This window comes from Caulobacter sp. 10L414, assembly GCF_056395525.1.
In genome coordinates this window covers 32,801-59,419 of record NZ_JBFTJR010000019.1, presented here as the reverse complement: position 1 = coordinate 59,419, position 26,619 = coordinate 32,801, and the positions used below count along the sequence as shown (strand labels likewise).

Sequence of the window (26,619 nt, the reverse complement as noted above, 5' to 3'; positions counted from 1 at the left end):
AGATTGGGGGCGGGCGGGCCACCCCGGCGGCCGCCCCCGGACAAGGCCGGGGCGGCCGCATCGGACATCTTCGTCCTTACAGCGCGATGGCCAGCACGGCGCCGGCGACGCCGACGGCGGCAACCAGGAAGTAACCGATGGCGACGCGGTCGAAGAGGCCTTCGAAGGCTTCGAAGCTACGGTTGGTCATGACACACATCCTTGCAGTTGGTGCGCGCCGACCCCCTCGGCCGGCGTGGCTCAGTGGCGGTCTCTTGATGGCCGATCCATCTGAACAACGCTTAGATAACACGGATCTTATCGACGTCAAGATATCTTTACGCTGTTTGGATGGATTTTCGCTACGTAAGGGATAGAGTGCCCGCCGATGACTCTCGCCCAGCCCGAAGCCCGCCCCTATCACCACGGCGATCTGAGCCGCGCCCTCGTCGAGGCCGCCCGCAGGATCCTGGAGACCGACGGCCCGGCCGCCCTGTCCCTGCGAGCCGTGGCGCGCGAGGCCGGCGTCAGCCCGGCCGCGCCCTACCACCACTTCAAGGACAAGGGCCAACTGCTCGACGCCGTGGCCCACGAGGGCTGGGTGGCGCTCGACGCGGCCCTGATGAAAGCCCGCCAGGAAAGCGACGACGATCGCCGCCGGATGACCAGCCTGGGCGTGGCCTACGTCACCTTCGCGCGCGACAACCCCGCGCTGTATCGCGTGATGTACGACTGCTCACGCGACAAGGACGCCCTTCCCGACCAGATGAAGGAGGAAGGCGCCTACTGCCAGGTGCGCAACACCATCGCCCACGCCGCCGGCGATGGCGTCTCCGAGATCGATCTGGAGCTGGCCACCATCGCGGCCTGGTGCGCGGGCCACGGCCTGGCGGAAATGAGCGGCTTCAAGCAGTTCGAAAGCCTGAAGACCCTGCTCGGCGGCGAAGAGGCCTTCCTCAAGGCCGTGTTCGACCACCTGGGCATGTTCGCCAAGTTCGATCGCGGATGATCTCGCCCCGCGAATGAGCTTCACCACCCGCTTCGCGCCCTCCCCGACCGGCTACCTGCATCGCGGACACGCCTTCTCGGCGCTGACGGCCTTCCAGGCCGCGCGTGAGGCCGGCGGCCGCTTCGTGCTGCGGATCGAGGACATCGACGCCACGCGCAGCCGCCCCGAATACGAGGCGGCGATCCTGGAGGACCTGGCCTGGCTGGGCCTTGCCTGGGAACAGCCCGTCCGCCGGCAGTCCGAGCATCTGGCCGACTACCACGCCGCCATCGAAGCCCTGCGCGAGCGCGGTCTCGTCTATCGCTGCTTCAAGACCCGCAAGGAGCTGGACATCGGCCGCGCCCCGCACGAGCCGGCCGTCCCCTATCGCGGCGCGCCGCTCCCCGCCGACGAGGAAGCCGAGCGCCTCTCGCGCGGCGAGGCCTTCGCCTGGCGGCTGTCGCTGGATGCGGCCCAGACGGCGCTGGGCGGCTTCGCCGACCTGGCCTTCGTCGAGGAGGGCGCCGGCCCGGGCGCCGAGACCGGCCTGGTCGCCGCGCGTCCCGAAACGGCCGGCGACATCGTGCTGGCCCGCAAGGACGTCGGCGTCGCCTATCACCTGGCCGTGGTGCTGGACGACGCCCTGCAGGGGATCACCCACGTGATCCGGGGCGTGGACCTGTTCGAGGCCGCCCACATCCAGCGCCTGCTGCAGGCCCTGCTGGACCTTCCGACGCCGACCTACCATCACCACCGCCTGCTGCTGGGGCCCGACGGCAAGCGCTACGCCAAGCGCGACAAGGCCCAGACCCTGCGCGAACTGCGCGCCGCCGGCGTCACGCCGCGCGACCTGCTGGCGGAGATGGGCCTCTAGTCGGCGCCGCCGACCTGCTCGACCAGCTGGCCCATGGCCCGCAGATATCCGGCGAAGGCGACCCTGCCCGTCTCGGTCAGGCGCACGCGGGTCAGCGGCTTGCGCCCCACGAAGCTCTTGTCGATCGAGACGTAGCCGGCCTCCTCCAGCTTGCGCAGGTGGATGGAAAGATTGCCCTGGGTGACCTCGAGCAGGGTCTTCAGTTCGGTGAAGTCGGCCACCTCGGCGCTGGCCAGATAGGCCACCACCCCCAGCCGCACGCGACCGTGGATGACGTCGTCGAGCCCGCTGATGTCGAACCTTGGCGCCACGGTCGTCTCAGGCGCCCAGGTCCGCGGGCCGGCCCATGGCCTGGCGCATCATGAAGAAGCCGGGCGCGGCCATGAAGGCGAACAGGCCGAAGGTCGCGATCAGCAGATAGAGGCCGGCGCGGTCGACCAGCAGGCCCATGCCCACGCCCGTGGCCAGCCAGCCCAGCGAGACCGCCAGCATCCAGGCGCGCTTGCGCAGGGCGAAGACGGCGTACCAGACCGCACCCTGCAGCACGAACACCACCGCCGGATGGTACAGCCAGTAACGGAAGTCGTGGTTCTTCACGGCCGCGACCGCGAAGACGATGATCAGCGCCAGATTGGCCAGGCCCGCGCCCGCGAAGGCGGCGTTGATCGCCCGATGGGCCACCCCGGCCTTGGGCTTGCGGCGCTCGACCACGATGACGATCGTCATGAGGATCAGGAAGATCACCGTCGGCAGCCAAGCCAGGATCAGGTTGCCCAGCCCGCCCAGCCTCACCAGGCCGTTCTCCTGCGCGACGTAGACCAGGCACTGAACGCCATAGAGCAGGCCCGCCGCGCCATAGAGCGCGCCGCCGGCGACGCCCAGGCCGGCCCGGTCCGCGCCGCCCTCGGCCAGGCCGCGCAGGAAGGCCAGGTCGTCCTGCACCGTCTTCAGCTTGTCGTTCATGGGCGCGGCTCCATCGGCGGCATCATGCAGGGTCACAGGATTCGTCCCAACAGCGGCGTACGGCGCAGGACGATGGTCGAAAGCCAGCTCAGCGCGACCGCGCCGGCGAACACCAGGCCCCCCTTGGCCAGGCCGCCCCAGGCCTGCGGCAGCAGCAGCCAGGCCAGCCACGAGGTGAAGGCGTAGTGCAGCAGGTACATGCCGTAGGCGTTGGCCTGCAGGCTGGCGCCCAGGGTCCCCGTCCGGCGTGCGAAGCGCAGGAAGGTCGACAGGGCGGCGAAGCACAGCGCGGCGCAGGCCAGGGTGAACATCAGGCCGCCGAAGACGTCGAGGAAGGGTCGCGGCGGCGGGTTCGGCGAAAAGGCCACGATCAGGGTCGCCACGCCGCCGATGATCGGCAGGAGCGGCGCCAGCTGCCAGGCCCACCAGCGCTTGGCCAGCTTGCCGCCGGGGTCTGTCAGGCCAAGGCCGACGCCCGCCGCGCCGACGGCGATCCCGGCCAGGAAGTAGACGAGGTAGTGGCCGATGCGAGCCGTCTGGACCGTGAACGGGCCGATCATGGTCCAGTGGCCGAACGGCGTGGTCATCGACAGCGGCAGATAGGCAAGAGTGCTGACCAGCACGAGCCCCCAGAAGAACCGCGCGGGCTTGCGCTCGGCGCCCGCGCCCAGACGCGCCAGCCGATCGAGCAGCCCAGGCGCGATGGCGTAGGCCCCCGCCGCGACGGCGCCGAAGGCCAGCAGCACCCACAGGAACCAGGCGGGACCGGCCGGCCAGAACGGCAGCCTGGTCCAGGCGCCGGCGAAGGCTGCGAGCGACGGCGCGCCGCCCGACTGCAGCCAGGCCGGATAGTAGGCCAGGGGCGCCAGCAGGGCGGCGCTGATCACGAACGGGATCCCCAAGCGCAGGGCCCGCCCCTTCAGGAAGCCGCCCGCGCCCTTGGCCCGCAGGCCGTCGGCGACGAACAGGCCCGAGATGAAGAACATCAGCGACATGAAGAACATGTCGTTGACCAGGGTCAGGATCCCGAACGCCCCCACCCTCTGCGGATCCACGACCGGAAAGGCGGTCCACAGGATCGGCTGGGCGTCGAACGCCTTCGGGGCCGGCGCGTACGGGTGATAGGTCATCGCCATGTGGTGAAAGATCACCAGCAGCGTGACGAAGGCGCGCAGGGCGCCGACCGGAGCGTTGCGACCGTCGCCGACGGCCATCCTTCCTGACTTGTCCGAAGCGCTGAGCGGCGCGTGCATGGGTTGCCTCCCCCCTCCTGTCGAGGTTGGCGGCGACCATGGATCAACTAGTTTGTTTTGTAAACAAGTTAGAGAACGATGTTTTCATGCGGACGTGAGGAGGGTGAGCTTTCCAAGTTCATCATCCCGGCCGAAGAGCCGGGACCTCCCACGTCTGCAGGTTCGTCAGCTGCAGGAAATCCCGGCGCTCCAGCCGGGATGACGATGAAGGGGTCTTGCTCCTAGGCCGCCGCGGCCTTGGCGGCGCGGGCCTGACGCAGCAGGCCGATCGCCCGCAGCGCCATCTCCAGGCGCGAGACGCCGAACAGGCCCACGCCCAGCACCACGAAGCCGTCGGTCAGCAGCACGGCGCTGATGCGCCAGGCCTCGGCTTCGGCCTCGAACACCGTCTTCAGGGCGAAGCGCACGACGAGGATGCCCAGCAGGAACAGGATCGCCGCCGGCGAGGGCCTGGTGTTGAGCTCGTGCGTGTCCGGGTCGATGGCGATCGGGATCAGGCGGCCGCGCCACCAGCCGATCGTCGCGCCCACCGCGAAGATCGCCGCCAGCCACAGCCAGTCGGTTCCGTGCGGCGTGAACTGCATGAACAGGAACACGGTCGCCACGACCATGACCGCCGGCAGGATCCACATGAACTCCAGCTTCAGCCGGCGCTCCTTGCTCATCGAGCGGAAGCGCAGGGCGAAGACGATGGCCACCACCACCGCCGCGACGCCATAGCCGATCAGTTTCTGATTGCCGTGATCCACGACCGATTTCCCCCGAAAACGCGCGGCATCCACTCGCCGCGCCCCCTGCCGCGATGAGCAACCGAAAAGCCATGCCCCGTCAATCGCGGGCGGGCCGGCTCCAGTAGCGATAACGGTAGGCGGTCGCAAAACCGCGCGCCGCGTAGAGGGCGATGGCCGGCGCGTTGGCTTCCTCGACCTGCAGATAGGCAGTCCGCGCCCCCAGCGAGGACGCCTCGGCCAGCAGCGCGTCCAGCACCCGGCGGGCCAGGCCCCGACGGCGGAAGTCCGAATCGGTACGCATGCCGAAGATCCCCACGGCCTTACCGTCGACAGCGCAGGCGCCCAGGGCGGCCGTGCGGCCGTCCAGGACCAGGCGGGCGAAACGGGCCGGCGCGGGGATCCGCCCCAGGGCCTCCAGCCGTTCGCGCGCATCGGCGGCGTTTCCCTTGGCCGAGGCGACCAGCAGGGCCTCGAAGGCCGGGTCGGGATCGGCCGACAGCACCACCTCGGCGTCGGCGCCGCCCACGACCTGTCCGGTCATCAGCAGCGTCTCGCCGTGCGAGGCGTAGCCGCGCCGCTCCAGCCGCTCGGCCAGATCCGCCGGCGCCGTCGCCCCGTCGGTCAGCTTGAAGCGCACCGGCAGGCCGCGGGCGGCGTAGAAGGCCTCGACCGCGTCGATGGCCGCCTCGGGATCTCGGTCCGGCTCGCCCAGCGGCCAGCAAGCGTTGATGCGCAGCGAGAAGCCGTCGGCAGCGTTGAGCCGCCAGCCGCCCAGGCGCTCGCGCTCCCGAGCAGGCCAGGCCGAGTCGGCGATGGGCTCCAGAGTCTCGGGGCTCACTTCTCGGCCAGCAGGGCTTCGACCAGGCCGCGGGCCTCGGGGCTGGACCAGTCGGCCTCGCCGGCGATGCGAGCCCGCTCACGCCCCTGCTTGTCGTAGATGACCGTGGTCGGATAGCCGACGGCGCGCGGCTGCAGGTCGAACGACATCTTGTAGCTCTTGTCGCGGAACGAGACGAGCGGCCGGTTGGCGGCCATCTCGGCCTGGATCAGGTTGACGTCGCTGTCGCGGTCGACGCTGATCGGCAGCACCTTCAGCGGCTGGGCGGCGTAGGCGCCCGCCAGCTTGGCCAGGGTGGGCATCTCCTTCTTGCAGGGCCCGCACCAGGTGGCCCACAGGTTCATGACCACGACCTGGCCCTTGAAGTCGGCCAGGGTGTGGGGCTGGTTGTCCATGTCGGTGAACACGGTGGTCGGCGCGGCGCGCGGCTGGGCCGGCACGTCCAGCTTGGCTAAAGACCCCTTCTTGAATTCCTTGAGGTCAGCGAGCTCTGCGGGTTTGAACGAAGCCTGGGCGATGACGTATAGGACCGCGACGACGCCGACGACCATGACGGCGCCGATCGCCCATTTCAGACCGTCGCGCTTTTGCGGCCCACCCGACTGGACTTCGCTCATATGACCGACAACGCCTCCAAATCGCCCGCCGCGAACGGCCAGGGCCAAGCCATGTGGGGCGGCAGGTTCTCGGCCAAGCCGGCCGAGCTGATGCAGGCGATCAACGTCTCCATCGGCTTCGACAAGCGCCTTTGGGCGCAGGACCTGGCGGGCAGCCGCGCCCACGCGCGGATGTTGATCAGCCAGGGCGTCATTGCAAGCAGCGACGGCGAGGAAATCCTCGAAGGCCTGGCCAGGATCGAGGACGAGCTGACCACCGGGACCTTCCCGTTCCGCGACGAGTACGAAGACATCCACATGAACATCGAGGCGCGGCTGCGCGAGCTGATCGGCCCGACGGCCGGCCGGCTGCACACCGCCCGCTCGCGCAACGACCAGGTGGCCGTCGACTTCCGCCTGTGGGTGCGCGACGCCGCCGACCGTTCGGCCGCCCAGCTCGTGGAGCTCCAGAAAGCCCTGCTGGCCCAGGCCGAGGCCTATGCCGACGCCCTGATGCCGGGCTTCACCCACCTGCAGCCGGCCCAGCCGGTGACCTTCGGCCACCACCTGATGGCCTATGTCGAGATGTTCGGCCGTGACGCCGGCCGCTTCCGCGACGCCCGCGCCCGCATGAACGAGTGCCCGCTGGGCGCGGCGGCCCTGGCCGGTTCGCCCTTCCCGATCGACCGCCACCAGACCGCCGCCTCGCTGGGCTTCGACCGTCCGACCGCCAACTCGCTGGACAGCGTCTCCTCGCGCGATTTCGCGCTGGAAGCCCTGTCGGCCGCCTCGATCACCGCCACGCACCTGTCGCGCCTGGCCGAGGAGATCGTGCTGTGGACGACGCCGATGTTCGGCTTCATCAAGCTGACCGACGCCTTCACGACCGGCAGCTCGATCATGCCGCAGAAGAAGAACCCCGACGCGGCCGAGCTGATCCGCGCCAAGGTCGGCCGGATCCTGGGCAGCCTGACCACCCTGACCGTGGTCATGAAGGGCCTGCCGCTGGCCTATTCGAAGGACATGCAGGAGGACAAGGTCCCGACCTTCGAGGCCTTCGACGCGCTGGAACTGTCCCTGCTGGCCATGGCCGGCATGATCGCCGACCTGACGCCGAACACCGAGAAGATGGCCGCCGCCGCCGGCGCCGGCTTCTCGACCGCCACCGATCTGGCCGACTGGCTGGTGCGCGAACTGAACATGCCTTTCCGTGACGCTCACCACGTGACAGGCTCGGCCGTGAAGGCTGCGGAAACCAAGGGCGTGGATCTGGCCGAGCTGAGCCTGGCCGAGTTCCAGGCCATCGAGCCGCGGATCACCGACGGGGTCTATGCCGTCCTCACCCCGGCCGCCTCGGCGGCCAGCCGCATGAGCTATGGCGGGACCGCCCCCGCCCAGGTGCGCGCCCAGATCGCGCGTTGGAAGGAAACCCTGGCATGATCCGCCCCGCCACGCTGCTCGCCATCGCCGCCCTGGGCCTGACCGGCGCCGCCCTCTCCGCCTGCGGCAAGCAGGCCGAGCTGGAGCGCCCCGCGCCGCTGTGGGGTCCGGAAAAGAAGGCCGCCGAAGCCTCCAAGCGTCGCGAGGCCTCGGCCCAGGCCAACAAGCCGGCCCGCCCCAACGGCGTGCAGGAGAACGTCGACCCGGCGTCCAGCAACCGCACGACCCGCGCGGCCCCGCTGCGCGGCGCGCCGTCCGACCCGTTCGGCGGCCCTTCCGCCGCCGGCTTCCCGTCCTCGACGCCGAACTGACAATCCCTGCGTCCTTCGAGGCCCGCTAACGCGGGCGCCTCAGGATGAGGAGGGTCTGTGCTGAGTTCCTCATCCTGAGGTGCGAGGCGCAGCCGAGCCTCGAAGGACGCACGACCGACACCGAAAGCCCCTTAAGTGAACCACTTCGAATACGGCCCCGAGGGCCTGGCCTGCGAAGGCGTCCCCCTGGCCAAGATCGCGGCCGAGGTCGGCACGCCCGTCTACGTCTACTCCCGCGCCACGCTGGAGCGGCACTTCACGGTGTTCCGCGACGCCCTGGTCGAGGCCGGCGTCGTCGATCCGCTGGTGGCCTATGCGGTGAAGGCCAATTCGAACGTGGCCGTGCTGAAGGTGCTGGGCGACCTGGGCGCCGGCGCCGACACCGTGTCGGAGGGCGAGGTCCGTCGGGCGCTGGCCGCGGGCATCCCCGGCGAACGCATCGTGTTCTCGGGCGTGGGCAAGAAGCGCGAGGAGATCGCCTTCGCGCTGAAGGTCGGCGTCGCCGAGATCAACGTCGAATCCGAGCCGGAGATGGAGCTGATCGCCAGCGTCGCCGCCGCGCTGGGCGTGCGGGCCAAGATCGCCTTCCGGGTCAATCCCGACGTCGCGGCCGGCGGTCACGCCAAGATCGCCACCGGCAAGTCCGAGAACAAGTTCGGCGTCTCGTTCGCCGAGGCCGCGCGCCTCTACGCCAACGCCAGCAACAACGCCGCCCTCGAGCCGATCGGCGTGGCCTGCCACATCGGCAGCCAGATCGTCGACCTGGAGCCGATGCGCGAAGCCTTCACCAAGATGCGGGGCCTGGTCGAAAAGCTGATCGGCGAGGGTCTGTCGGTCGAGCGCCTGGATCTCGGCGGCGGCCTGGGCGTGCCCTATTTCAACCACCCCGAGCCCCCGCCCCCGGCCGCCTTCGCCGCCATGGTGGCGCAGGTGACCAAGGGCCTGCCGGTGAAGCTGGCCTTCGAGCCGGGCCGCGTCATCGCCGCCAACGCCGGGGTGATGGTGTCGGAAGTGATCCACGTCCACGAGCGTCCGGAAGGCCGCAAGTTCCTGGTCATCGACGCGGCCATGAACGACCTGGTGCGTCCGGCCATGTACGACGCCTTCCATGACATCCGCCCCGTTCAGCCCAAGAGCGGCGAGAGCGTCTACGACGTGGTCGGCCCCGTCTGCGAGACCGGCGACACCTTCACACGCGACCGCACCCTGCCGGTGTTCGGCCCCGGCGACCTGGTGGCCTTCATGTCGGCCGGCGCCTACGGCTCGGCGATGGCCAGCGAGTACAACACGCGCCCGCTGATCCCCGAAGTGCTGGTCGACGGCGACCGCTACGCCGTGATCCGCAAGCGCCCGACCTATGACGAGATGCTGGCCCGGGACCTGGTTCCGGACTGGGTGTAGGCCAAAGCGGCGGCGGCAAATTCTTGCGCGCCGCCGCCCTGTCCGCTCACCGCCCGCAAAGTCTCGCCCCCAAACGCCCTTTGGGCTAGAAGCCTCGCCATGTCGCACAACACCTTCGGTCACCTGTTCCGCGTCACCACCTGGGGCGAGAGCCACGGGCCCGCCCTCGGCTGCGTCGTCGACGGCGTGCCGCCGGGCATCCTGCTGACGGCGGAAATGATCCAGGGTTTCCTCGACAAGCGTCGCCCCGGCAACGGCAAGTTCGTGACCCAGCGCCAGGAGCCGGACGCCGTGCGCATCCTGTCGGGGGTGTTCGAGGACGAGCGCACCGGCGGCCAGCGCACGACCGGCACGCCGATCAGCCTGATGATCGAGAACACCGACCAGCGCTCGAAGGACTATGGCGAGATCGCCCAGGCCTTCCGCCCCGGCCACGCCGACTATCCCTACTTCGCCAAGTACGGCGTGCGCGACTATCGCGGCGGCGGCCGCAGTTCGGCCCGCGAGACCGCTGCGCGGGTGGCCGCCGGCGCGGTGGCGCGGCTGGTGATCCCGGGCGTGAGCGTGCGCGCGGCGCTGGTGCAGATCGGTCCGTACAAGATCGACCGGGCCAACTGGGACTGGGCGCAGACGCAGGAAAACCCCTACTGGTCGCCCGACGCGGCGATCATCCCGGTGTGGGAAGAGCACCTGGAGAAGATCCGCAAGGCCGGCTCCTCGACCGGCGCCGTGGTGGAAGTCGAAGCGACCGGCGTGCCGGCCGGCTGGGGCGCGCCGCTGTACGGCAAGCTCGACGCCGAGCTGGCCGCGGGCCTGATGTCGATCAACGCCGCCAAGGGCGTCGAGATCGGCGAGGGCTTCGACAGCGCCGCCCTGACCGGCGAGGACAACGCCGACATGATGCGCCTTGGCCCCAATGGCGAGCCGGAGTTCCTGTCCAACCACGCCGGCGGCGTGCTGGGCGGCCTGTCGACCGGCCAGCCGGTGGTGGCCCGCGTGGCCTTCAAGCCGACCTCGTCGATCCTGATCCCGCGCCAGACCCTCAACGAGGCCGGGCAGGAGATCGACCTGCGCACCAAGGGCCGCCACGACCCCTGCGTGGGCATTCGCGGCGTGCCGGTGGTGGAAGCCATGACCGCCTGCGTGCTGGCCGACGCCTTCCTGCGCCATCGCGCCCAGACCGGCGGCGGCGCGTTCCTGCCGGGCGGCGGCGGCGAGCGGGTCTGAGGACGTTCTTCAGAACGCCCCCCCCCCTGAAGGGGGAGCTGTCGGCGAAGCCGACTTAGGGGGAAAAGATTGCTGTTTCAGCAGCCGCTCCAACCTCACAGGACACTTCCCCCTCCAGCCCTTCGGGCCAACTCCCCCTTCAGGGGGGAGGACGTGGAAGTCCTATCCCCGCCCCTGGCGTTCGCGCCAGTCTTCCGGGCGTGTGATCATCGAGGATCGCAGGAAAGGCGACTGGACGCGGTCGTAGTCGACGATGTCGAGGCCGCCGCAGATGCGGTCGAGCAGTTCGGCGCCGCTGAGATCGGGGACCGGCTCGCCGTGCAGCTCTCGCCACAGCGCCTGGGCCTCCTGTTTGATCATGTCTTCGCGGCGTGGCATCGGTCGGATCTCTGCCTTTCGACAGAGGAAGCGCTGAACATTCGGACTCGTTCCTGACTTTTTTGTTTACAAATATTAAGCAAGCTGCGCCGACGCATTTTCGCCACAAGAACTGGCGGCCAGACGACAGCGTCTTCTGGTCGCGGAGATCGTAAACCTTTGATCGGCTAGAACCCCGTGGACCATCGTTCCACGAGTTCATTTCATGCGCGCTTCCCGCCTGCTTCTCGTTCCCGCCCTGCTGGCGATCGCCGTCGGCGCCCAGGGCTGCCTGGCCGCAGCGGCCGGAAGCGCTGTCGTCGGCGCGACCGGGGCCGTGGTCGGCACGGCCGGCAAGGTCGCCGTCGGAACCGGCAAGGCGATCATCCCCGGCGAAAGCAAGAAGGACCGCGAAAAGCGTGAGTTCCGCGAGTGGAAGAAGGCCCAGCGCGGCCGCTGACCCCTACTCCGCCGCCTGCGGGACCTGGTCGCCCACGGCGACGCCTTGCAGGTAGAGCGACAGCGGCCGGATCTCGTAGGCGCCGGTCGGATTGGCCTCGCCCAGGGCGCGGGCCACGTCGAGGGCTTCGTCCATCGAGGCGCAGTCGACGATGTAGAAGCCCAGCATCGCTTCCTTGGTCTCGGCGTAGGGTCCGTCCATCACCACCGGCGGCTCCTGGCCCTTGACCAGGGTCTTGGCCGAGCCGGTGAAGCCCAGGCGCCCGGCGGGACCCAGCTTGCCCTCGGCGTACAGCCGGTCGTGGACCACCGACAGGTTGGCCATCACCGCCTCGTCCTCGGCCTTGGTCCAGCCCGAGACCAGATCCTGGTCGTTGTAGCAGAGGATGGCGTAGAGCACGGCGGGTCTCCCGGGTCGTTGGTGACGCGAGGGGTATCGTGACCAGCGTTCTCTGGAAAGAGCCCTCAGGCCTCCGGCGGCGACTCTACGACCGTTTCCGACGCCGGCTCCTCGTCGCCCGGCGCCTCTGACGGCGCGGGACGCGGGCGGCCCAGGCGCACGATCTTCTCCTCGGCGGTGCGGACCATGCGGGTCTGGTCGTTGAACTGCAGCAGCTGGGCGCAGACCGGAAAGAAACCGCCCGGCATACGGGTGTCGATACCCTCGCCCAGGCTCATCAGATAGACGCCCGCCGCCTGCAGCTTGCCCATGACCTGCAGCAGGTCGACGATGTGGGCGGCGAAGGCGTGCAGGCTGGGAACCACCAGCAGGTCGCCCGGCTTGGCCGAGGCGATGGCCGCCTCCAGGCCCGGCTTGTGCACGGCCAGGGCATAGCAGGCGTCGTGGTGCAGCGCCTGGCAGCCGGCCGCGCTCAGCTTGTCCGCCAGAGGTCCGTCGAAGGTCGCGCCCCGAACGGGCGGGACCCGGAAGTAGCCGATCATGCGCATGGCGCGTGTGTGGCGAACTCCGCGCCGCCGCGAAAGGGGGCGCGCGGCGAAAGACGGGGATAAGCGAACGCGGCGACGAGGAACCTCCCCCTCTGGGGGAGGTTCCCTTACAGCGTCAGCGCGCAGCTCTCGCCGATGGTCGGGCGCGACAGCACCACGCGCGACAGGCCGGGGAACTGCGGCTTCAGGCGCTCGGCGAAATAGAGGCAGATGCGCTCCAGGGTCGGGCTTTCCAGCCCCGGGCGGTCGTTGAGCAGGCCATGGTCGAGCTCGGTGGCGACGGCCTTGAGCGCGACGTCCAGGCTCTCGAGGTCCGCGACCCACCCGGCAGGCTGCATGACGCCCTTGACGCTGGCCTCGACGCGGAACGAGTGGCCGTGCAGGCGGCGATAGCGGTGATCGCCGGGACCTTGTTCAATGTAGTGGGCCGCATCGAAATGCGCGGCCTTCGTGATCTCGAAGACGGGTTCGGACATGGACTTCTTTTATGACTAGGCCTGGGAGGCTCTAGCGCGCGGTCCTGTCACCAAACCGAGCGCCCTATCCATCAGGGCAGGCCGAGATACTTGTGTGTCTGGACGCTTAAACGCCATTTGGGGTGGGCAAGGCAATAGGCGACGGCCAATTGCGTGTTCCTGTCGCGGTCCGGGCCGTCCATCGGCTGCAGGTAGAAGCGCTCGAAATCCATGTCCGCGAAGCGCTCGGGCATGGCCTTTTCCTGCGGGAAGACCAGCTTCAGCTCCTGGCCCGAGGTCTGCACCACGGGGGCGTCGGCCTTGGGGCTGACGCAGATCCAGTCGATGCCGTCGATGGCCGGCAGGGTGCCGTTGCTCTCCATGGCGATCTGGAAACCGCGCGCGTGAAGCGCCTCGACGATCGCCGCGTCCAGCTGCAGCAGCGGCTCGCCGCCGGTGCAGACCACCAGGCGGTCGTCCGCGCCGCCGGTCCAGGCGGCCTCGACGGCCGCGGCCAGGGCGTCGGCTGTGGCGAACTTGCCGCCGCCCTCGCCGTCGGTGCCGACGAAATCGGTGTCGCAGAAGGTGCAGACGGCCTTGTGGCGGTCCTGCTCGCGGCCGGTCCACAGGTTGCAGCCCGAGAAGCGGCAGAACACGGCCGCCTTGCCCGCCTGGCCGCCCTCGCCCTGCAGGGTGAGGAAGATCTCCTTGACGGAATAGGTCACGGGACCAGCGCCTCGCGCCCGGCCGCGTCCCATTCGGCATAGCCCTTTTCGCGCAGCTCGCAGGCGGGACATTCGCCGCAACCATGGCCCCACGGATGAAGCTCGCCGCGTTCGCCCTGGTAGCAGGTGTGGCTCTCGACCACGATGAGATCGACCAGATCCTCGCCGCCCAACAGCTTGGCCAGGGCCCAGGTCTGGGCCTTGGTCAGGTGCATCAGCGGCGTCTCGACGCGGAAATTGCGGTCCATGCCCAGGTTCATGGCGCTCTGCATGGCGTCCAGCGTGTCGCGGCGGCAGTCGGGATAGCCCGAGAAGTCGGTCTCGCACATGCCGCCGACCAGGGCGTCGATGCCCCGGCGGTCGGCCAGGGCCGCGGCGTAGATCAGGAACACGAGGTTGCGGCCGGGCACGAAGGTCGACGGCAGGCCGCGCTCGGTCATCTCGATGGCGCGGTCGGCGGTCAGGGCCGACTGGGCCACGGCGCCGAAGCTCCGGATGTCGAGCACGTGGTCCTCGCCCAGGCGATCGGCCCAGTGCGGGAAGCGGGCGGCGACCTGGTGACGGACGGCCTGGCGGGCCTCCATCTCGACCGAATGGCGCTGGCCGTAGTCGAAGCCCAGGGTCTCGACGCGAGCATAGCGCTCGAGCGCCCAGGCCAGGCAGACGCTGGAGTCCTGGCCGCCGGAGAACAGCACCAGGGCGGCGCCGGAGGGCGCGGAAGGCGTGAGGGATGCGGACATGCCCGCTCCTCTACACGACCTTGACCCCGGCTGGAACGGCGGCGCATGGACACGCGACGGCCGCCGCGCTCAGCAAACATCGTTTTGCGCTGTACCTTTTACGGGAATGAGCCAAGATACCCGGTGTGGGGGAGCAGATTTCCTCGCTGTATTCAGCATGTCTCCACGCCTGACGTTGCGTCAGGCGATACACCCGTTTTTCTAATTTCTGCGAAAACGCGAACTTTGAACAATAGGGTGACGTTGCGGAAAGTGAAAAGCCGTAACCTATCGCTGTTTACTTACAGCGCCGCCAGTTGACAGCCAAAGAACGCAAGTATGCAATCTCGCAAAGCCGAAGCAGGTCTGCCGGACACCTGCGCGCCGATCTCCGCAATGGAGATACGACAATGAAAACGTGCGGCGACGAGGAAACAACGGGACGCGGATAGGGGCCGCCAACAAGGCGTCATCGCGTCCAGGGAGGGATTTCGAATGACGCAGACCCCGCGCTTGCGGCGCCTCTTGGCCATGGGCGCTTCCGCCGCCGTGCTGACCGCCGTGGCCGCCCCGGCCTTCGCCCAGACTCAGGTTCCGGCCAAGCCGGCCTCCGACAACGTGATCGAGGAACTGGTCGTCACCGCCCAGAAGAAGGAGGAAGCCCTCCAGGACGTGCCGATCGCGGTCTCGGCCTTCAGCCAGGACAGCCTGGAAGCCCAGAAGATCGACGGCGGCCCCAACCTGCAGCAGGCCATTCCGAACGTCAGCTTTGGCAAGAGCAACTTCACCAACAGCTTCAACTTCCAGATCCGCGGCATCGGCTCCAAGGGCGTCGGCGTCTCGGCCGACAGCGGCGTGGGCGTGCACGTCAACAACGCGCCCCTCCAGGCCAGCAACCTGTTCGAGGCCGAGTTCTACGACGTCGAGCGGGTGGAAGTGCTGCGCGGCCCGCAGGGCACGCTGTACGGCCGCAACGCCACCGGCGGCGTCGTCAACATCATCACCGCCAAGCCGTCCGACCGCTTCGAGGCCCTGGGCCGCGCCGAGTACGGCAACTACGACACCAAGAAGCTGCGCGGGATGGTCAACATCCCGATCGTCGAGGAGAAGATGGCCCTGCGCATCGCGGGCGCCCTGGTGCAGCGCGACGGCTTCGTCACCAACACCTTCAACGGCCACAAGGTCGACGACCGCGACCTCTACTCCACCCGCGTCAGCCTGGCGGTGAACCCGAACGAGCGCCTGCGCGTCAACCTGATGTGGGAGCACTTCAAGGAAGATGACAACCGCGCCCGCATCGGCAAGCAGCTGTGCACCAAGGACGACGGCCCGGCCACGGTCGGCGGCGTCGCCACCGGCACGTCGCGCCGCTACCTGACCCAGGGCTGCGCCTCGGCCAGCCTCTACAGCAACGCGGCCTACGGCACGGTCAACACCTCGGGCACGCTGTACGGCGTGCTGGGCAACCTGGTGGGCTTCACCAGCGGCGACCTGAACGCCGGCGACACGGTGACCAAGGACCTGCGCGAGATCGAGACCCGCTTCGACCCGATCTACCGGTCGACCTCGGACGTCTACCAGTTCAACTTCGCCTACGACATCACCGACCAGCTGACCTTCACGTCGCTGAGCTCGATCAGCACGGGCGACATCTATTCCAAGCAGGACTACTTCCGGAACATCTCGCCGGGCACGTTCAACAGCACGGCCCTGACGCCGGGCGGCAACTTCAGCGATCCGCAGACCGGGACGGCCAACACCTTCCTGACCTACGACATCTCGAAATCCAACGCCAAGCAGATCAGCCAGGAATTCCGCCTGCAGTCGGCCTTCGACGGGCCGGTCAACTTCAACATCGGCGGCATCTATTTCGACTACCGCGGGACCACCGACTACTACGTGGTGTCGAACGGCCTGACGATCTCGGCCCTGGCGCTGAACTTCCAGAACACCGGCAATCCGAACTGCAACCCGCTGACCACGGCCAACTGCATCGGCATCGACACCTCGGCCAATCCGACGGGCGAGGGCCACAACTACTATGACAACCGCACGCCCTATCACCTGAAGGCCAYGGCGCTGTTCGGCGAGGTCTACTGGCAGGCCAGCGAAGACCTGAAGTTCACCCTGGGCCTGCGCCAGACCCACGACAAGAAGACCTCGGACAACATCTCGACCGCCCTGCTCGCCCCCGGATACGGCCTGATCACCGGCACGCCGGCGCAGCAGAAGTCGGACTTCAAGGAACTGACCGGTCGCCTGGGCTTCGACTACAAGGCCAACCTGCCGTTCACCGACGAGACCCTGCTCTACGCCTTCTATTCCAAGGGCTACAAGGGCGGCGGCGCCAACCCGCCAGGGGCCATCGGCGTGGCCGGCGTGGCGGCGACCTACCAGCCGGAATTCGTCAACGCCTACGAGATCGGGGCCAAGAACACCCTGCTGGGCGGCAGCCTGCTGCTGAACGCCACGGGCTTCTACTACGACTACCAGGGCTACCAGATCTCGAAGATCGTCAACCGCACCTCGGTCAACGAGAACATCGACGCCAAGGTCTGGGGCGTCGAGCTGGAAACCCTATGGCAGCCGGTCAAGGGCCTGCGCCTGAACGCCAATGTCGGCTACCTCAACACCGAGATCGGCAAGGGCGTCACCTCGATCGACGTCATGAACCGCACCCAGAGCGACCCGGCCCTGACCCTGGTCAAGGCGGCCCGGCCGACCGCGGCCCTGGGCAGCAACTGCGTGCTGACCACCGCCGGCGTGGCCACGATCATCGGGGCGGGCCTGGGCGGCACCCTTCCGCTGGCCTGCGCCGGTCCCGGCACGGGCGCCAGCAGCTACTACAGCAACCTGGCCAACACCCTCTACACCCTGCCCACCGCCTCGGGCGGCGCGGGCCTGACCGCGGCCCAGGCCACGGCGGTCCAGACCATCCTGGCGGCGGCCGGCGGCCCTGCGGCGGGGGCCTCGACCCTGGCCGGGGCGCTGATCTCGCAAGGCTTCACCCCGGCCCAGGCCACCGGCCTCGTCACCGTGGCGCTGACGGCCAATACCCTGGCCAACAGCACCGGCCTCTACAACTACGCCGCCGGGGCTTCGATCGACGGCCGCGCGGCCGACCTGTCGGGCAACGAACTGCCCAACTCGCCGCACTGGACCCTGTCGCTGGGCGCCCAGTACACCTTCGACCTGCCGTCGGGCTGGGCCGCCACCGTGCGCGGCGACTACTACCGCCAGAGCGAGCAGTACGCCCGCATCTACAACACCGAGTACGACCGGCTGAAATCCTGGGAGAACGTCAACCTGACGCTCAAGATCGAGAAGCCGGAGCTTGGCCTGTCGATCGACGCCTATGTGAAGAACCTGCTGAACAAGACGCCGATCACCGACGCCTACACCACCGACGACACCTCGGGCCTGTTCACCAATGTCTACACGCTGGAACCGCGCCTCTACGGGGTCAGCCTGACCAAGACCTGGTGAACCTGATCGGGCCGGATCGGCTCGAGAAGGGGGGCGGCGGATGCAAATCCGCCGCCCCTTTTGCTTTCAGCGCTGTGACTTAACGACTCTGCAAGGCCAAGTCGTCCAAGCTGTGAATTCCCCGACGCCCAGCCCCCGGCCGCATGGAAACGCTCGCCCGCCTCATCGATCGCCGCGATCCGGTCGACCCAAGCATCACCTGCAGGATGGTGCTGGAGATCTTCGCGAGCGAACCGGCCCTCGCCGCCCTGGCGGTGACGCAGGACGGCGCGCCGATCGGCCTTGTCTATCGCGACGTCTTCGTCGGCCAGATGCTGGTCGCGGCCGAGCACCTGAACGAACGCCCCGTCTCGGAGATCATGGACCCCGACCCGCGCAGCGTGCGCGTGTCTATGGAGCCCGGCGTCTTCGTCGACGCCCTGGCCCAGAGCGCCACTCCCGTCTTCCGCACCGCCTTCGTCGCCGTCGATGACGAAGGCTTCTACGCCGGCGTCGGCGGCCTGGCCTCGCTGCTGGCCTCGCACCGCCGCAAGCAGCGCGAAGCCCGCGAGGCGATGGGCCTGGTCGAGCGCATGGCGCACGACATCGGCCTGCACCTGGACGGCGTCCAGGCCTTCACCGACCGGCTGGAACAGCAGCGGCTGGCGCCCGACGCGGCCGCCTGCGTGCGCGCCATCAGCGACACCAGCCGCGACATGAGCGAGATCCTCGGCCGGGCCATGGACCTGCACCGCGCCGCCACCGGCGGCCTGGCGCTGTCGCCCGAACCGACCCGCCTGCGCGACCTGGCCGACGCGGTCGAGGCCCGCTGGGCGCCGCGCGCCGCCGAGGGCGGCTCGACCCTTCTGTTCTCCTACGACGGCGATCCCGAGGCCGCGGCCCTGGTCGATCCCTCGCGCCTGCTGCAGGTGTTCGACGCGCTGATCGACGGCGCCCTGGCCCACGGCCGCGGCGTCATCGAAGCCAGCCTGCGGGCCCGCCTCGACGACGGTAGCCTGCGCCTGGAAGGCGACGTGCGCGACAACGCCGCCTCGGTCACTGCCGAGGAACGCCTGGCCCGCGTGTTCGACCCGCTGGGCGAAGGCCGCATGGACGACCGGGCCGAGATGGCTCTGGGCGTCGGCATGGCCCTGGCTCACCGTGTGCTGCGCGAGATGGGCGGCCAGGTGCGCGCCGAGCCCAACCGCGGCGCGGGCCTGACCCTGCGCTTCGCCCTCACCGCCCCGGCCGCGCAGGTCGAAACCGTCCAGGACGAGGACATCAGCGTCTCGGCGCGCCCGGCCCACATCCTGATCGTCGACGACAACGCCACCAACCGCATGGTCGCCGAGGCGCTGTGCGAGATGTTCGACTGCACCTCCGAGCAGGTCGCCGACGGCGTCGAGGCCGTCGAGGCCGCCCGCACGGGCCGCTTCGACCTGATCCTGATGGACATCAAGATGCCGCGCATGGACGGGGTGGCCGCCACCCGCGCCATCCGCGAACTGTCCGGCCCGGCCGGCGCGGCGCCGATCGTCGCCCTGACCGCCAACGCCGGCCCCGAGGACGTCGCCGTCTACCTGGCCGCCGGCATGCAGGACGTGGTCGAAAAGCCGATCAAGCCCGAGCGCCTGGCCATCGTGCTGAGCGCCCTGCTGGGCGGCGAGGACGAGCAGGAAGCCGCCTGAGCGGCCCATCCGGTCAGTATACGATCGCCTCAACTTTTGCGAAAGCACGACTACGGGAAGTTGTCTCTAGTGTTGCCTTGAGTAAAGCCCGCGACACATCGACGCCGCTACTGGCGCTATCGCCAGGGTAGCTCTAAGTTGATGAGGGAGCGGGAGACGATAGCCTCGTGTTGAATTCGGCCGAACAGCAGGCTTGGGAGTTCCTGAGTAAGGCGCCGCATTATGATGCGCCGGCCGATGTCGAAGCGCATTTCGGGCGCGCCCTGTCCGCCTTCGGCTACGACCGCTTCGCCGCCACCCTGGTCAACGCCGAGCGCTACGGCAAGGAGCCGCCGGCCCTGTCGCGCCAGGACTTCGAGGCCTGGGACGCGCGCTACTGGGGCGAGCGTCACGTCGTCCACGACCCCTGCGTCAAGCTGCTGCTGAAATCCAGCAAGTCCTTCGCCTGGTCCGACGCCAAGCCCCTGGGCGACCAGCGCGCCCAGGCCATGTGGGGCGAGGCCTCCGAGTTCGGCATGAACGACGGCTATGTGGTGCGGGTGTTCGGCCCGGCCGGCCACGAGGTGCTGATCCGCATGTCGACGGCCGCGCCCGACACCGACCCGGCCAACCGAGCCGTGGTCGAGAGCCTGGCCACGGTGTTCGGCACCATCATGCTCAAGCACTGGGAAATGCAGGACGACAAGCCTGACTACGGCGTGATCTCCGAGCGCCAGGCCGAATGCCTGTACTGGGCCAGCCGCGGCAAGACCGACTGGGAGATCGGCGCGATCCTCGAGCTGTCGCCCCGCACCGTCCACCACCACATCGAAGCCGCCAAGAAGCGCCTGGGCGTGGTCAAGCGGCAGGAAGCGGTGATGAAGGCCGGCGAGCTGGGCCTGCTGAAGGCCGGCTGAGCGCCTACGCGCGCAAGGCTGGAGTATGAAATTTCACAACCTTGAATGCGTGTCGATCATCTGTTAGATATTCGACATATCGCTTGGCGCGTGCGTCGCGTTGCCTGGCGAAGCCCTTTTGCGCCAAGGTGTGCGTCAGCGCACAGAAGCGCCCCCTCCACTCATTGGTAATGGCCGCACGGACTGGGGCGGCGCGTCGCATAGGCCGTTTGGCCTATCGGCGATTGGGCGGATCATGCCGCCTAATGCGGGCTGTCCAGAACGGGGGACAGCCATGATCCACATCATCACCTGCGAGAACCGCCACCTCTACGGGCCCCAGCTGTGGGCCATGCACGAGGAACGCCGCAAGCAGTGCGTCGAGAAGAACGGCTGGGTCGACCTGGTCGTGCTCGACGGCGGGGAGGTCGACGACTACGACGACTCCCGCGCCATCTACCTGCTGGGCTTCGATGAAGACATGCAGCTGGAGGTCGGCCTGCGCCTGCGGCCCACCGACGACCGCTGCATGCTGGCCGACAAGTTCGCCCACCTGATCGCTCCCGGCGAGACGCCCAAGAAGGGCTGCGACGTCTGGGAAGCCAGCCGCCTGTTCACGACCGAGGCCTATCGCGCCAAGAAGGGTCCGGGTCGGGGGACCCGGGTGTTCGAGGCCTGGGCCGCGGCCATGGAGCTGGCGCTGGTCAACAACGTGACCCGCTTCGTGGGCATGATCGACATGGCGCTCTACCCCGGCATCATGAACTCGCCGATCGACACGCGCCTGGTCGGYCTGCCGCGCCCCTACGAGTTCGGCGTCGTCGCCGGCTCGGAAATTCTCCTGTCGAAAGAATTGCTTCAWCGGGTCCGCGAATCGATCGCCATCGAATCGACGGTCGGCTATCACGTCGACGAACTCGACCTGCGGGCCTTCGGCGATCTCGCCGCCGTGCAGCGTCAGGTGCTGCGGGCGATGACGCCCCAGATTCTTCCGGGTTCGGAGCGTGACGAAACCCTTTCCGCCGAAGCGCTGTACCGCTTGCACGACGCCAGCGGCCAGGCTCGACGGATCTGGAACGATCGCGGCCAGAAATCGGAGTTTCAGCTTAACGCTTAGGCGGAGCTCAAGCTCCACCTCAGCGACGTAGCGCCGCACCTGCCCTAGCTCGGCTATCGCCAACGTCCCGGTCGTGTCATTTTACACAAACAACCGTTGGAGGCGAAAAAGTTGAGTGAAGAAACCGAAGGCCGGCGACCCAACCCGGTCGATCTGCACGTCGGCGGTCGAGTCCGTATGCGTCGCAAGCTGTTGGGCGTGAGCCAGGAGCAACTGGCCGATTCCCTGGGCCTGACGTTCCAGCAGGTCCAAAAGTACGAGCGTGGCGCCAACCGCGTCAGCGCTTCGAAACTGTACGAGATCGCCCGCACCCTTCAGGTGCCGGTCTCCTTCTTCTTCGACGGCCTGGCCGACCCGATGAGCGGCGCCGAAGAGGATGAAGTCGGTCACCACGCCGAACGCGTCGTCCAGGAATTCCTGACCACGCCGGAAGGCCTGGAACTGGCCGAAGTGTTCCCGAAGATCAACCGCGGCCGCGTCCGCCGCCAGGTGCTGGATCTCGTCCGCGCCATGGCCGAGGAAGCCGCCCGCGCCGACGCCTGATCTTCGCGATCACCGAGTAAAAGCTTAGAAGAGCCTCGCCTCCCCCAGGCGAGGCTTTTTCTATGGGACATGCTCAGCCGGTGCTGGCGCGGCTCTGCGCCGCCAGCCAGATCCGCTTGGCCGTCTGCAGGCTGGCCGGCGCCAGGCCGCGCAGGTCATGGCTGCGCAGGAAGGTCAGGCCCAGTTCGCGATCCTTGCGCCAGGCCACCTTCACGTCGTGGGCGAAGCCCCCGACCAGGTCGATCAGTTGCACGTTGGCCGGCGGGGTCGATCCCGACAGCATCAGGACGCGGGCGCCGCCGTCGGACACGTCCTTGATCACGCAGTCCCAGGCGAAGGCGCCGCACAGCACCTTGCCCGACCTGTTGGTGTTCAGGCGCGGCGAAGCGCGGCGATCGTCCCCCGAGCCTGAATCAAACCTCGACATGACCTCAACAACGCATGGCGCGGTTAATCGGTCGTCGGCTTAGACGGTTTTTCCGCCGTTTACCTAAGCTTGGCCGTGGACGGTTCGGGGGACGGATCAGGCCGCGTCGCGTCCCGGCTCGGGACGCCAGCCATTGCTCAGCAGGTCCAGCGCCATCAGGTGCGCCAGTTCCAGCACCTGGCCCTCCAGGCTGTCGAGCAACTCCAGGCGGCGCGCCGGCGACGGGGTATGGGCGTAGAGGGCGCACAGCACGTGCAGGCGGGCGCGGATGCTGGGCGGCTGGAAGGTCGAGTGCAGCACCGACGGCGTGGCGAGTTCGGCGTCGGAGACCCCGCGGCGGCCGAACGGCCCGGCGGGCGCGTCCTCGGGCGCATCCCCCAGACCCGGCCACGACTGCCCCTGCCCTTGCGACTGGACCGGTCCCTGCTGCGACGACTTCCTGGACATGACTGAACTACGCTTTCCTTCCTCGAGGTACGAAATCATCAGGCCACCAGGGCCGGGGCGCCGCAGCGCATGCCGTTGGCGCGCACGTCGGCCTCGCCCAGGCCCACGCCGACCAGCGCGGTCAGGCGGTTGATCGCCACGTCCAGCGGCGCGGCGGCGGCCGAAAGCACGGGCTTCAGGGCGGCCAGGATCGAAGACTCGCCCAGGCCCAGCTGCAGGCCCAGCAGGTTCACGTCCAGCGACAGGTTGCCGACCAGGGTGGCCACGGTGGTCGAGACCAGGTCGTTGGTCTTCACGGTCTTGACCGTGCCGGCCTTCACGTCGGCGCTGCTGAACACCACGTTGCGGAACGTCGCCCCGCCCAGGTCGACCTTGGACGAGCCGTCCACCGTGAACAGCGGCGCCTGGACGATGCGGCCCTTGGTCGGGGTCAGGCCGACCTTGAAGTTCGACAGCTTGCTAGTGTCGACTTGGCCGATGGTCAGCGAGCCGACGCTGGGCTTGACCGCCAGGGTGGTCGTGCGGCCCTTGCAGTCCAGCGCGGCCAGCTTGGCCTCGCCCGAGGCCAGCTCGACCAGCAGCGGCACCTTGACCTGCGCCACGCCGCCCAGGATGCCCGAGCCCAGCAGCTTGGCCTCGACATAGAGGCGCGTCTGGGCGGTGCGGATGACCACCGACTTGTCCTGGGTGACGGTCATGTAGGGCGAGTTGTTCATCGGCTCGCCGATGGCCAGCCAGGCGTCGACGTCGGCCAGGCCCGGAACGGCGGTCCCCAGATCGAGCTGCACCTGCCGCGCGCCGTTGCTGAGCATCAGCATGGCGTTGGCCAGCTGCATGGCGTCGGTGCCGATCCCGGCGCTGGAGCCGCCGGCCACGTGGTCCTGGCCGCCATAGGGGCCAAGGTCGACCAGGGTGCTGAGCTTGACGCTCTCGCTCGAGGCGGTGGCCGAGGCCAGCACGGTGGCGGCGCTGGCCGCGCGGCTGTCGCCGGCGGCGTTCAGCACGTCGGCCAGCACCGACAGGGCCTTGCCGGTCTTCACGTTGGTGGCCAGCAGGTCGTCATAGCTGGCGGCGTTGATCCCCAGCTTGGTGTCGAGCGCGTCGAGATAGTCGAACAGGTCGACATCGGCCTGGACCAGGGCGTCGTAGTCCATCACCGACAGGCTGACCTTGCTGCCGGTCAGGCCGGTCAGCAGGGCGTTGGCGACCCCGGCGTCCAGGCTAGCCAGACGCGTGCCGATCGAGAAGCTGGCCAGGTCGGCGCGCGTGGCGGTCGCCTCGCGCCGGATCGGGATCGACTTCTTGCCCAGCAGGGCCTGGGCGAAGAAGAGGTTGGCCTCGCCTTCCAGCGTGACCCGGGCGGCGTCCGGCTCGGCCTCGCTGGGCTGGAAGCGCTGGCTGGGTCCGCCCTTGGCGCGGGGATCATAGCGGCCCCGGGCGACGCTGGCCTTCGTGGTTCCGCCGATCGGGTTGACCTCGACCGTGGCGTTGGCGGCGGCCTGGGCGCGGGCGATGTCGCCGGCGGCGGCCAGCGCCGCCAGGTCGGCCACGCCCTGCAGGCGGCGCGATTGCAGATAGACCGAGCCCAGGTCGACGGCCATGGCGGCCAGGCCGACACCCCCGGTCAGGGCGGCCGCGGCGATGATCGCCACGCCGCCGTCCTGGTTGCGAAGCCAATGACGCATCATTCAGTAGCCTCCCAGGCGAACCGAGGCCTGGCGCGTGATCATGCTCGACGGCATCGGCGCGATCTTGTCGAAGGCGAAGACGACGGTCTTGGAGGCGTCGTAGGAAACCGACACCACGGTGCGGTCGGGACGCTCGGTGACGGTGGTCTTCACCAGGGCGCTGTCGAGGCCGGCATAGTCGGCGGCGCCCTCGGCCGCGGCGGCCTTGGCCAGCGTGGCGCGCTCGGCCCCCGTCAGCCCGGCCACGGCCGCCCGCGCGGCGTCGTTGGCGACCTGCTGCACCGAGTGAGCCATCCAGAAGTATGACCCCCAGCCGAGCATCCCCACCACCAGGATGATGAGCATCGGACACACGAGGGCGAACTCGACCAGGGCGGTGCCCGCCCGATCCGCGCCAAACCTCTGGAAGAACTGCTGCTTGTCCATGGTCGCCTCCGCACATCCTCTCGGTTGCGCCCTGAGCGTAAGTCGACCTTGGCTGTCAGCGAGTTCTCACGGAAAATCCGCGTTATTTGAAGTTCGCGTAGTTGAGAACTTGGCCGTACTGCGACGTTGTGCCGCTGGGATAACACCGTTGTCCCCAGACTCGCGTGGCGGTAACTTTAAGTGGCAACCAACCAACCATTCCGAGAGTTTGTTTCGGCGATTGCGGAGCGTCCGGATTTTGCGTGGATCTGGAGAGGGTGACATGAAGTCGCGCGACATCGCACCGGCCAGGGTGACCGCCGGGGAAATCAGCAGAAATTTCGGCCAGTGGCAGGATGTGGCCCTGTCCGGACCGGTGATCGTGACTCACCACGGGCGACCGCGCGTGGTGATGATCTCGGCCGAGCACTACGCCGCGGCCGGCCTGGCCGAGGGCCCGGCGGGCTTCGACAACGACTCCGCCCTGCAGACGGCGGAGACGGCCCGCTCGGCCATACTGGGCCACCTCAACGAGGCGTTCGTGGCGCTGGATCCCGACCTACGGATCACCGCCGTCAACGCCGTGTTCGAGGACCTGAAGGGCGCCAGCGCCGCCCAGCTGGTCGGACTGGCTTGGACGGAGGTGTTCAGCGCCCCCGTGCAGGCCCTGATCGGCGAGCAGTTCCGCCGCGTGCTGCGCACGGGCGAGACGCTGGAGTTCGAGTCGGAATCGACCGTGCAGTCGGGTCGCTGCTTCGGGGTGCGGGTGTTCCCCTACCCCGGCGGCGTGGCCGCCCTGTTCGTCAACCGCACCGAGGAACGCGACCTGCGCGCGCGCCTCGACCGCGCCGCGGCGCTGGAGACGGCCCTGTCGGTGCTGCCCGGCGTGGCCACGGCCAGGCTCAACATTCGCGGGGTGCTGGCCTCGATGGACGCCGACTTCCTGCGGCTGACCGGCTTCTCCGAGGCCGAGCTGCGCGACTGCCGGCTCAGCGACATCGTCCGCCCGGCCGAGCGCCGCGCCCTGACCCAGGCCGTCGAGCACGCCCTGCAGGGCGACGCCCCCGGCCGCCTGCCCGTGACCCTGCTGGTCAAGGACGGGGCCGAGCGAACGGTCGAACTGGCCCTGGCCACGGTGCGCCGCGACGGCGTTCCCGAGGGGGTGCTGGCGGTGCTGTCGGCCTGATCGGCCGGAACGAACTTGACCGAACGGAACATTCGCGCGGCCGTCGCGGCCTAAGCGCTTGTTTTTTCGACGCCCGCGAGGCAAAGCCAAAACGTTGATTTTCGTATACGGAAATGACGTCATGGCGCCCCCGCCTCCTCCGCACCCGATCGACCGGCATGTCGGCGCGATGATCCGCGCCCATCGCCGCGCGGCCGGCGTCTCGCAGGAGGAACTGGGGGCGGCTCTGGGCCTGACCTTTCAGCAGATCCAGAAGTACGAGACCGGCGAGAACCGGATCAGCGCCTCCAAGCTGGTCGAGGTGTCACGGGCGCTGTCGCTGCCGGTCGGCGCGCTGTTCGAGGGCGTCGACGTCGTGGCCGGCGGCGGCGAAAGCCTGATCGCCCGCTTCATGAGCCTCCGCGAGGCCACGCCGTTCATGGAAGCCGCCGTCACCCTGCCCGAGCCGGTGCGCAACGAGCTCTTCCGCCTGGCGACGGTGTACGCGACCGAAGACAAGGCGGCGAGCTGAGCG

At 68.7% G+C, this 26,619-nt stretch carries 30 protein-coding genes and 1 pseudogene; 14 read left to right on the top strand and 17 right to left on the bottom strand.

The features are described from left to right. The first annotated feature begins 367 nt into the window (after positions 1-367). Positions 368-988 carry a TetR/AcrR family transcriptional regulator gene (locus AC1DCG_RS10090; protein ID WP_477030185.1) on the top strand — a complete coding sequence of 207 codons (621 nt, stop codon included), beginning with the start codon at positions 368-370 and terminating at the stop codon, positions 986-988. A gap of 13 nt (positions 989-1,001) precedes the next feature. After that, positions 1,002-1,841: a tRNA glutamyl-Q(34) synthetase GluQRS gene (gene gluQRS / locus AC1DCG_RS10085; RefSeq protein ID WP_477030186.1), complete on the top strand. Its 840-nt coding sequence runs from the start codon at positions 1,002-1,004 to the stop codon at positions 1,839-1,841. Here gluQRS and AC1DCG_RS10080 read toward each other — a convergent pair. The 6 genes from AC1DCG_RS10080 to AC1DCG_RS10055 form a co-directional block, all read right to left on the bottom strand. Beyond that, positions 1,838-2,152, bottom strand: a complete 315-nt coding sequence (locus tag AC1DCG_RS10080) for a winged helix-turn-helix domain-containing protein (protein WP_477030187.1) — start codon at positions 2,150-2,152, stop codon at positions 1,838-1,840. The two genes, gluQRS and AC1DCG_RS10080, sit on opposite strands and share 4 nt — an antisense overlap. 7 nt (positions 2,153-2,159) lie before the next feature. Next, the gene (locus tag AC1DCG_RS10075) at positions 2,160-2,804 is read right to left on the bottom strand and encodes a hypothetical protein (protein ID WP_477030188.1); all 645 of its coding nucleotides are present in this window, start codon (positions 2,802-2,804) and stop codon (positions 2,160-2,162) included. 32 nt (positions 2,805-2,836) lie between these two features. Next, positions 2,837-4,057 (bottom strand): acyltransferase family protein, encoded by a 1,221-nt coding sequence (locus tag AC1DCG_RS10070; protein ID WP_477030189.1) that lies wholly within the window; start codon positions 4,055-4,057, stop codon positions 2,837-2,839. Between the two features lie 221 nt (positions 4,058-4,278). Beyond that, the gene (locus tag AC1DCG_RS10065) at positions 4,279-4,806 is read right to left on the bottom strand and encodes a CcdC protein domain-containing protein (RefSeq protein WP_477030190.1); all 528 of its coding nucleotides are present in this window, start codon (positions 4,804-4,806) and stop codon (positions 4,279-4,281) included. A gap of 79 nt (positions 4,807-4,885) precedes the next feature. Next, the gene (locus tag AC1DCG_RS10060) at positions 4,886-5,626 is read right to left on the bottom strand and encodes a GNAT family N-acetyltransferase (RefSeq protein ID WP_477036533.1); all 741 of its coding nucleotides are present in this window, start codon (positions 5,624-5,626) and stop codon (positions 4,886-4,888) included. Then, positions 5,623-6,243 (bottom strand): TlpA family protein disulfide reductase, encoded by a 621-nt coding sequence (locus AC1DCG_RS10055; protein ID WP_477030192.1) that lies wholly within the window; start codon positions 6,241-6,243, stop codon positions 5,623-5,625. The genes AC1DCG_RS10060 and AC1DCG_RS10055 overlap by 4 nt, the downstream gene beginning before the upstream one ends. Here AC1DCG_RS10055 and argH point away from each other — a divergent pair, their 5' ends adjacent. Both argH and AC1DCG_RS10045 read left to right on the top strand, forming a co-directional pair. Further along, positions 6,244-7,662, top strand: coding sequence for an argininosuccinate lyase (gene argH / locus AC1DCG_RS10050; RefSeq protein WP_477030193.1), 1,419 nt, complete (start codon positions 6,244-6,246; stop codon positions 7,660-7,662). Further along, positions 7,659-7,973 (top strand): hypothetical protein, encoded by a 315-nt coding sequence (locus AC1DCG_RS10045; RefSeq protein ID WP_165257656.1) that lies wholly within the window; start codon positions 7,659-7,661, stop codon positions 7,971-7,973. Before argH ends, AC1DCG_RS10045 begins: the two co-directional genes overlap by 4 nt. 4 nt (positions 7,974-7,977) lie before the next feature. Here AC1DCG_RS10045 and AC1DCG_RS10040 read toward each other — a convergent pair. Continuing rightward, positions 7,978-8,065: pseudogene (locus AC1DCG_RS10040) on the bottom strand (hypothetical protein); the annotation flags it as partial. 43 nt (positions 8,066-8,108) lie between these two features. On the opposite strand from AC1DCG_RS10040, the gene lysA reads away from it, so the two are divergent. Together lysA and aroC are read left to right on the top strand one after the other, a co-directional pair. Further along, positions 8,109-9,374, top strand: coding sequence for a diaminopimelate decarboxylase (gene lysA, locus AC1DCG_RS10035; RefSeq protein WP_477030194.1), 1,266 nt, complete (start codon positions 8,109-8,111; stop codon positions 9,372-9,374). 99 nt (positions 9,375-9,473) lie between these two features. Continuing rightward, positions 9,474-10,601 (top strand): chorismate synthase, encoded by a 1,128-nt coding sequence (gene aroC, locus AC1DCG_RS10030; RefSeq protein WP_477030195.1) that lies wholly within the window; start codon positions 9,474-9,476, stop codon positions 10,599-10,601. A gap of 162 nt (positions 10,602-10,763) precedes the next feature. Here aroC and AC1DCG_RS10025 read toward each other — a convergent pair whose 3' ends face one another. Beyond that, entirely contained in the window at positions 10,764-10,979 is a 216-nt protein-coding gene (locus AC1DCG_RS10025; protein WP_165257661.1) for a hypothetical protein, read from the bottom strand. A 205-nt stretch (positions 10,980-11,184) separates the two neighbouring features. Between AC1DCG_RS10025 and AC1DCG_RS10020 the strand changes: the two genes are divergently transcribed. Beyond that, complete coding sequence (locus AC1DCG_RS10020) at positions 11,185-11,418, top strand: hypothetical protein (RefSeq protein WP_165257662.1); 234 nt, start codon at positions 11,185-11,187, stop codon at positions 11,416-11,418. 3 nt (positions 11,419-11,421) lie between these two features. Here AC1DCG_RS10020 and AC1DCG_RS10015 read toward each other — a convergent pair whose 3' ends face one another. The 5 genes from AC1DCG_RS10015 to queC form a co-directional block, all read right to left on the bottom strand. Next, complete coding sequence (locus AC1DCG_RS10015) at positions 11,422-11,817, bottom strand: YciI family protein (RefSeq protein WP_165257663.1); 396 nt, start codon at positions 11,815-11,817, stop codon at positions 11,422-11,424. A gap of 65 nt (positions 11,818-11,882) precedes the next feature. Beyond that, entirely contained in the window at positions 11,883-12,359 is a 477-nt protein-coding gene (locus tag AC1DCG_RS10010; RefSeq protein WP_477030196.1) for a recombinase family protein, read from the bottom strand. Between the two features lie 113 nt (positions 12,360-12,472). Then, positions 12,473-12,841 (bottom strand): 6-pyruvoyl trahydropterin synthase family protein, encoded by a 369-nt coding sequence (locus AC1DCG_RS10005; protein WP_109099966.1) that lies wholly within the window; start codon positions 12,839-12,841, stop codon positions 12,473-12,475. Positions 12,842-12,912: 71 nt separating this feature from the next. Further along, complete coding sequence (gene queE / locus AC1DCG_RS10000; RefSeq protein ID WP_477030197.1) at positions 12,913-13,545, bottom strand: 7-carboxy-7-deazaguanine synthase; 633 nt, start codon at positions 13,543-13,545, stop codon at positions 12,913-12,915. Continuing rightward, a complete protein-coding gene (queC, locus tag AC1DCG_RS09995; RefSeq protein ID WP_477030198.1) occupies positions 13,542-14,285 on the bottom strand; it encodes a 7-cyano-7-deazaguanine synthase QueC in 744 nt (247 codons plus the stop codon). Before queC ends, queE begins: the two co-directional genes overlap by 4 nt. Positions 14,286-14,759: 474 nt before the next feature. Between queC and AC1DCG_RS09990 the strand changes: the two genes are divergently transcribed. The 5 genes from AC1DCG_RS09990 to AC1DCG_RS09970 all read left to right on the top strand — a co-directional run bounded on the left by AC1DCG_RS09990 (position 14,760) and on the right by AC1DCG_RS09970 (position 21,952). Then, the gene (locus tag AC1DCG_RS09990; protein ID WP_477041471.1) at positions 14,760-17,750 is read left to right on the top strand and encodes a TonB-dependent receptor; all 2,991 of its coding nucleotides are present in this window, start codon (positions 14,760-14,762) and stop codon (positions 17,748-17,750) included. Positions 17,751-17,893: 143 nt separating this feature from the next. Beyond that, complete coding sequence (locus AC1DCG_RS09985; protein ID WP_477030200.1) at positions 17,894-19,417, top strand: response regulator; 1,524 nt, start codon at positions 17,894-17,896, stop codon at positions 19,415-19,417. Between the two features lie 167 nt (positions 19,418-19,584). Continuing rightward, complete coding sequence (locus AC1DCG_RS09980) at positions 19,585-20,313, top strand: helix-turn-helix transcriptional regulator (protein ID WP_477030201.1); 729 nt, start codon at positions 19,585-19,587, stop codon at positions 20,311-20,313. Positions 20,314-20,587: 274 nt separating this feature from the next. Then, complete coding sequence (locus AC1DCG_RS09975; RefSeq protein ID WP_477041470.1) at positions 20,588-21,409, top strand: acyl-homoserine-lactone synthase; 822 nt, start codon at positions 20,588-20,590, stop codon at positions 21,407-21,409. A 111-nt stretch (positions 21,410-21,520) separates the two neighbouring features. Continuing rightward, the gene (locus AC1DCG_RS09970) at positions 21,521-21,952 is read left to right on the top strand and encodes a helix-turn-helix domain-containing protein (protein ID WP_058348070.1); all 432 of its coding nucleotides are present in this window, start codon (positions 21,521-21,523) and stop codon (positions 21,950-21,952) included. A 73-nt stretch (positions 21,953-22,025) separates the two neighbouring features. Here AC1DCG_RS09970 and AC1DCG_RS09965 read toward each other — a convergent pair whose 3' ends face one another. The 4 genes from AC1DCG_RS09965 to AC1DCG_RS09950 form a co-directional block, all read right to left on the bottom strand. Beyond that, positions 22,026-22,379, bottom strand: a complete 354-nt coding sequence (locus AC1DCG_RS09965) for a PilZ domain-containing protein (RefSeq protein WP_477030202.1) — start codon at positions 22,377-22,379, stop codon at positions 22,026-22,028. A gap of 96 nt (positions 22,380-22,475) precedes the next feature. Then, positions 22,476-22,826 (bottom strand): hypothetical protein, encoded by a 351-nt coding sequence (locus AC1DCG_RS09960; protein WP_240903411.1) that lies wholly within the window; start codon positions 22,824-22,826, stop codon positions 22,476-22,478. A gap of 38 nt (positions 22,827-22,864) precedes the next feature. Beyond that, entirely contained in the window at positions 22,865-24,511 is a 1,647-nt protein-coding gene (locus AC1DCG_RS09955; protein WP_477036535.1) for a pilus assembly protein TadG-related protein, read from the bottom strand. Positions 24,512-24,514: 3 nt separating this feature from the next. Further along, positions 24,515-24,940 (bottom strand): TadE/TadG family type IV pilus assembly protein, encoded by a 426-nt coding sequence (locus AC1DCG_RS09950; RefSeq protein ID WP_165257679.1) that lies wholly within the window; start codon positions 24,938-24,940, stop codon positions 24,515-24,517. Positions 24,941-25,202: 262 nt separating this feature from the next. Between AC1DCG_RS09950 and AC1DCG_RS09945 the strand changes: the two genes are divergently transcribed. Both AC1DCG_RS09945 and AC1DCG_RS09940 read left to right on the top strand, forming a co-directional pair. After that, entirely contained in the window at positions 25,203-26,105 is a 903-nt protein-coding gene (locus tag AC1DCG_RS09945) for a PAS domain-containing protein (protein WP_165257680.1), read from the top strand. A 121-nt stretch (positions 26,106-26,226) separates the two neighbouring features. After that, positions 26,227-26,616 carry a helix-turn-helix domain-containing protein gene (locus AC1DCG_RS09940; RefSeq protein ID WP_477030204.1) on the top strand — a complete coding sequence of 130 codons (390 nt, stop codon included), beginning with the start codon at positions 26,227-26,229 and terminating at the stop codon, positions 26,614-26,616. The last annotated feature ends 3 nt before the right edge of the window (positions 26,617-26,619 follow it).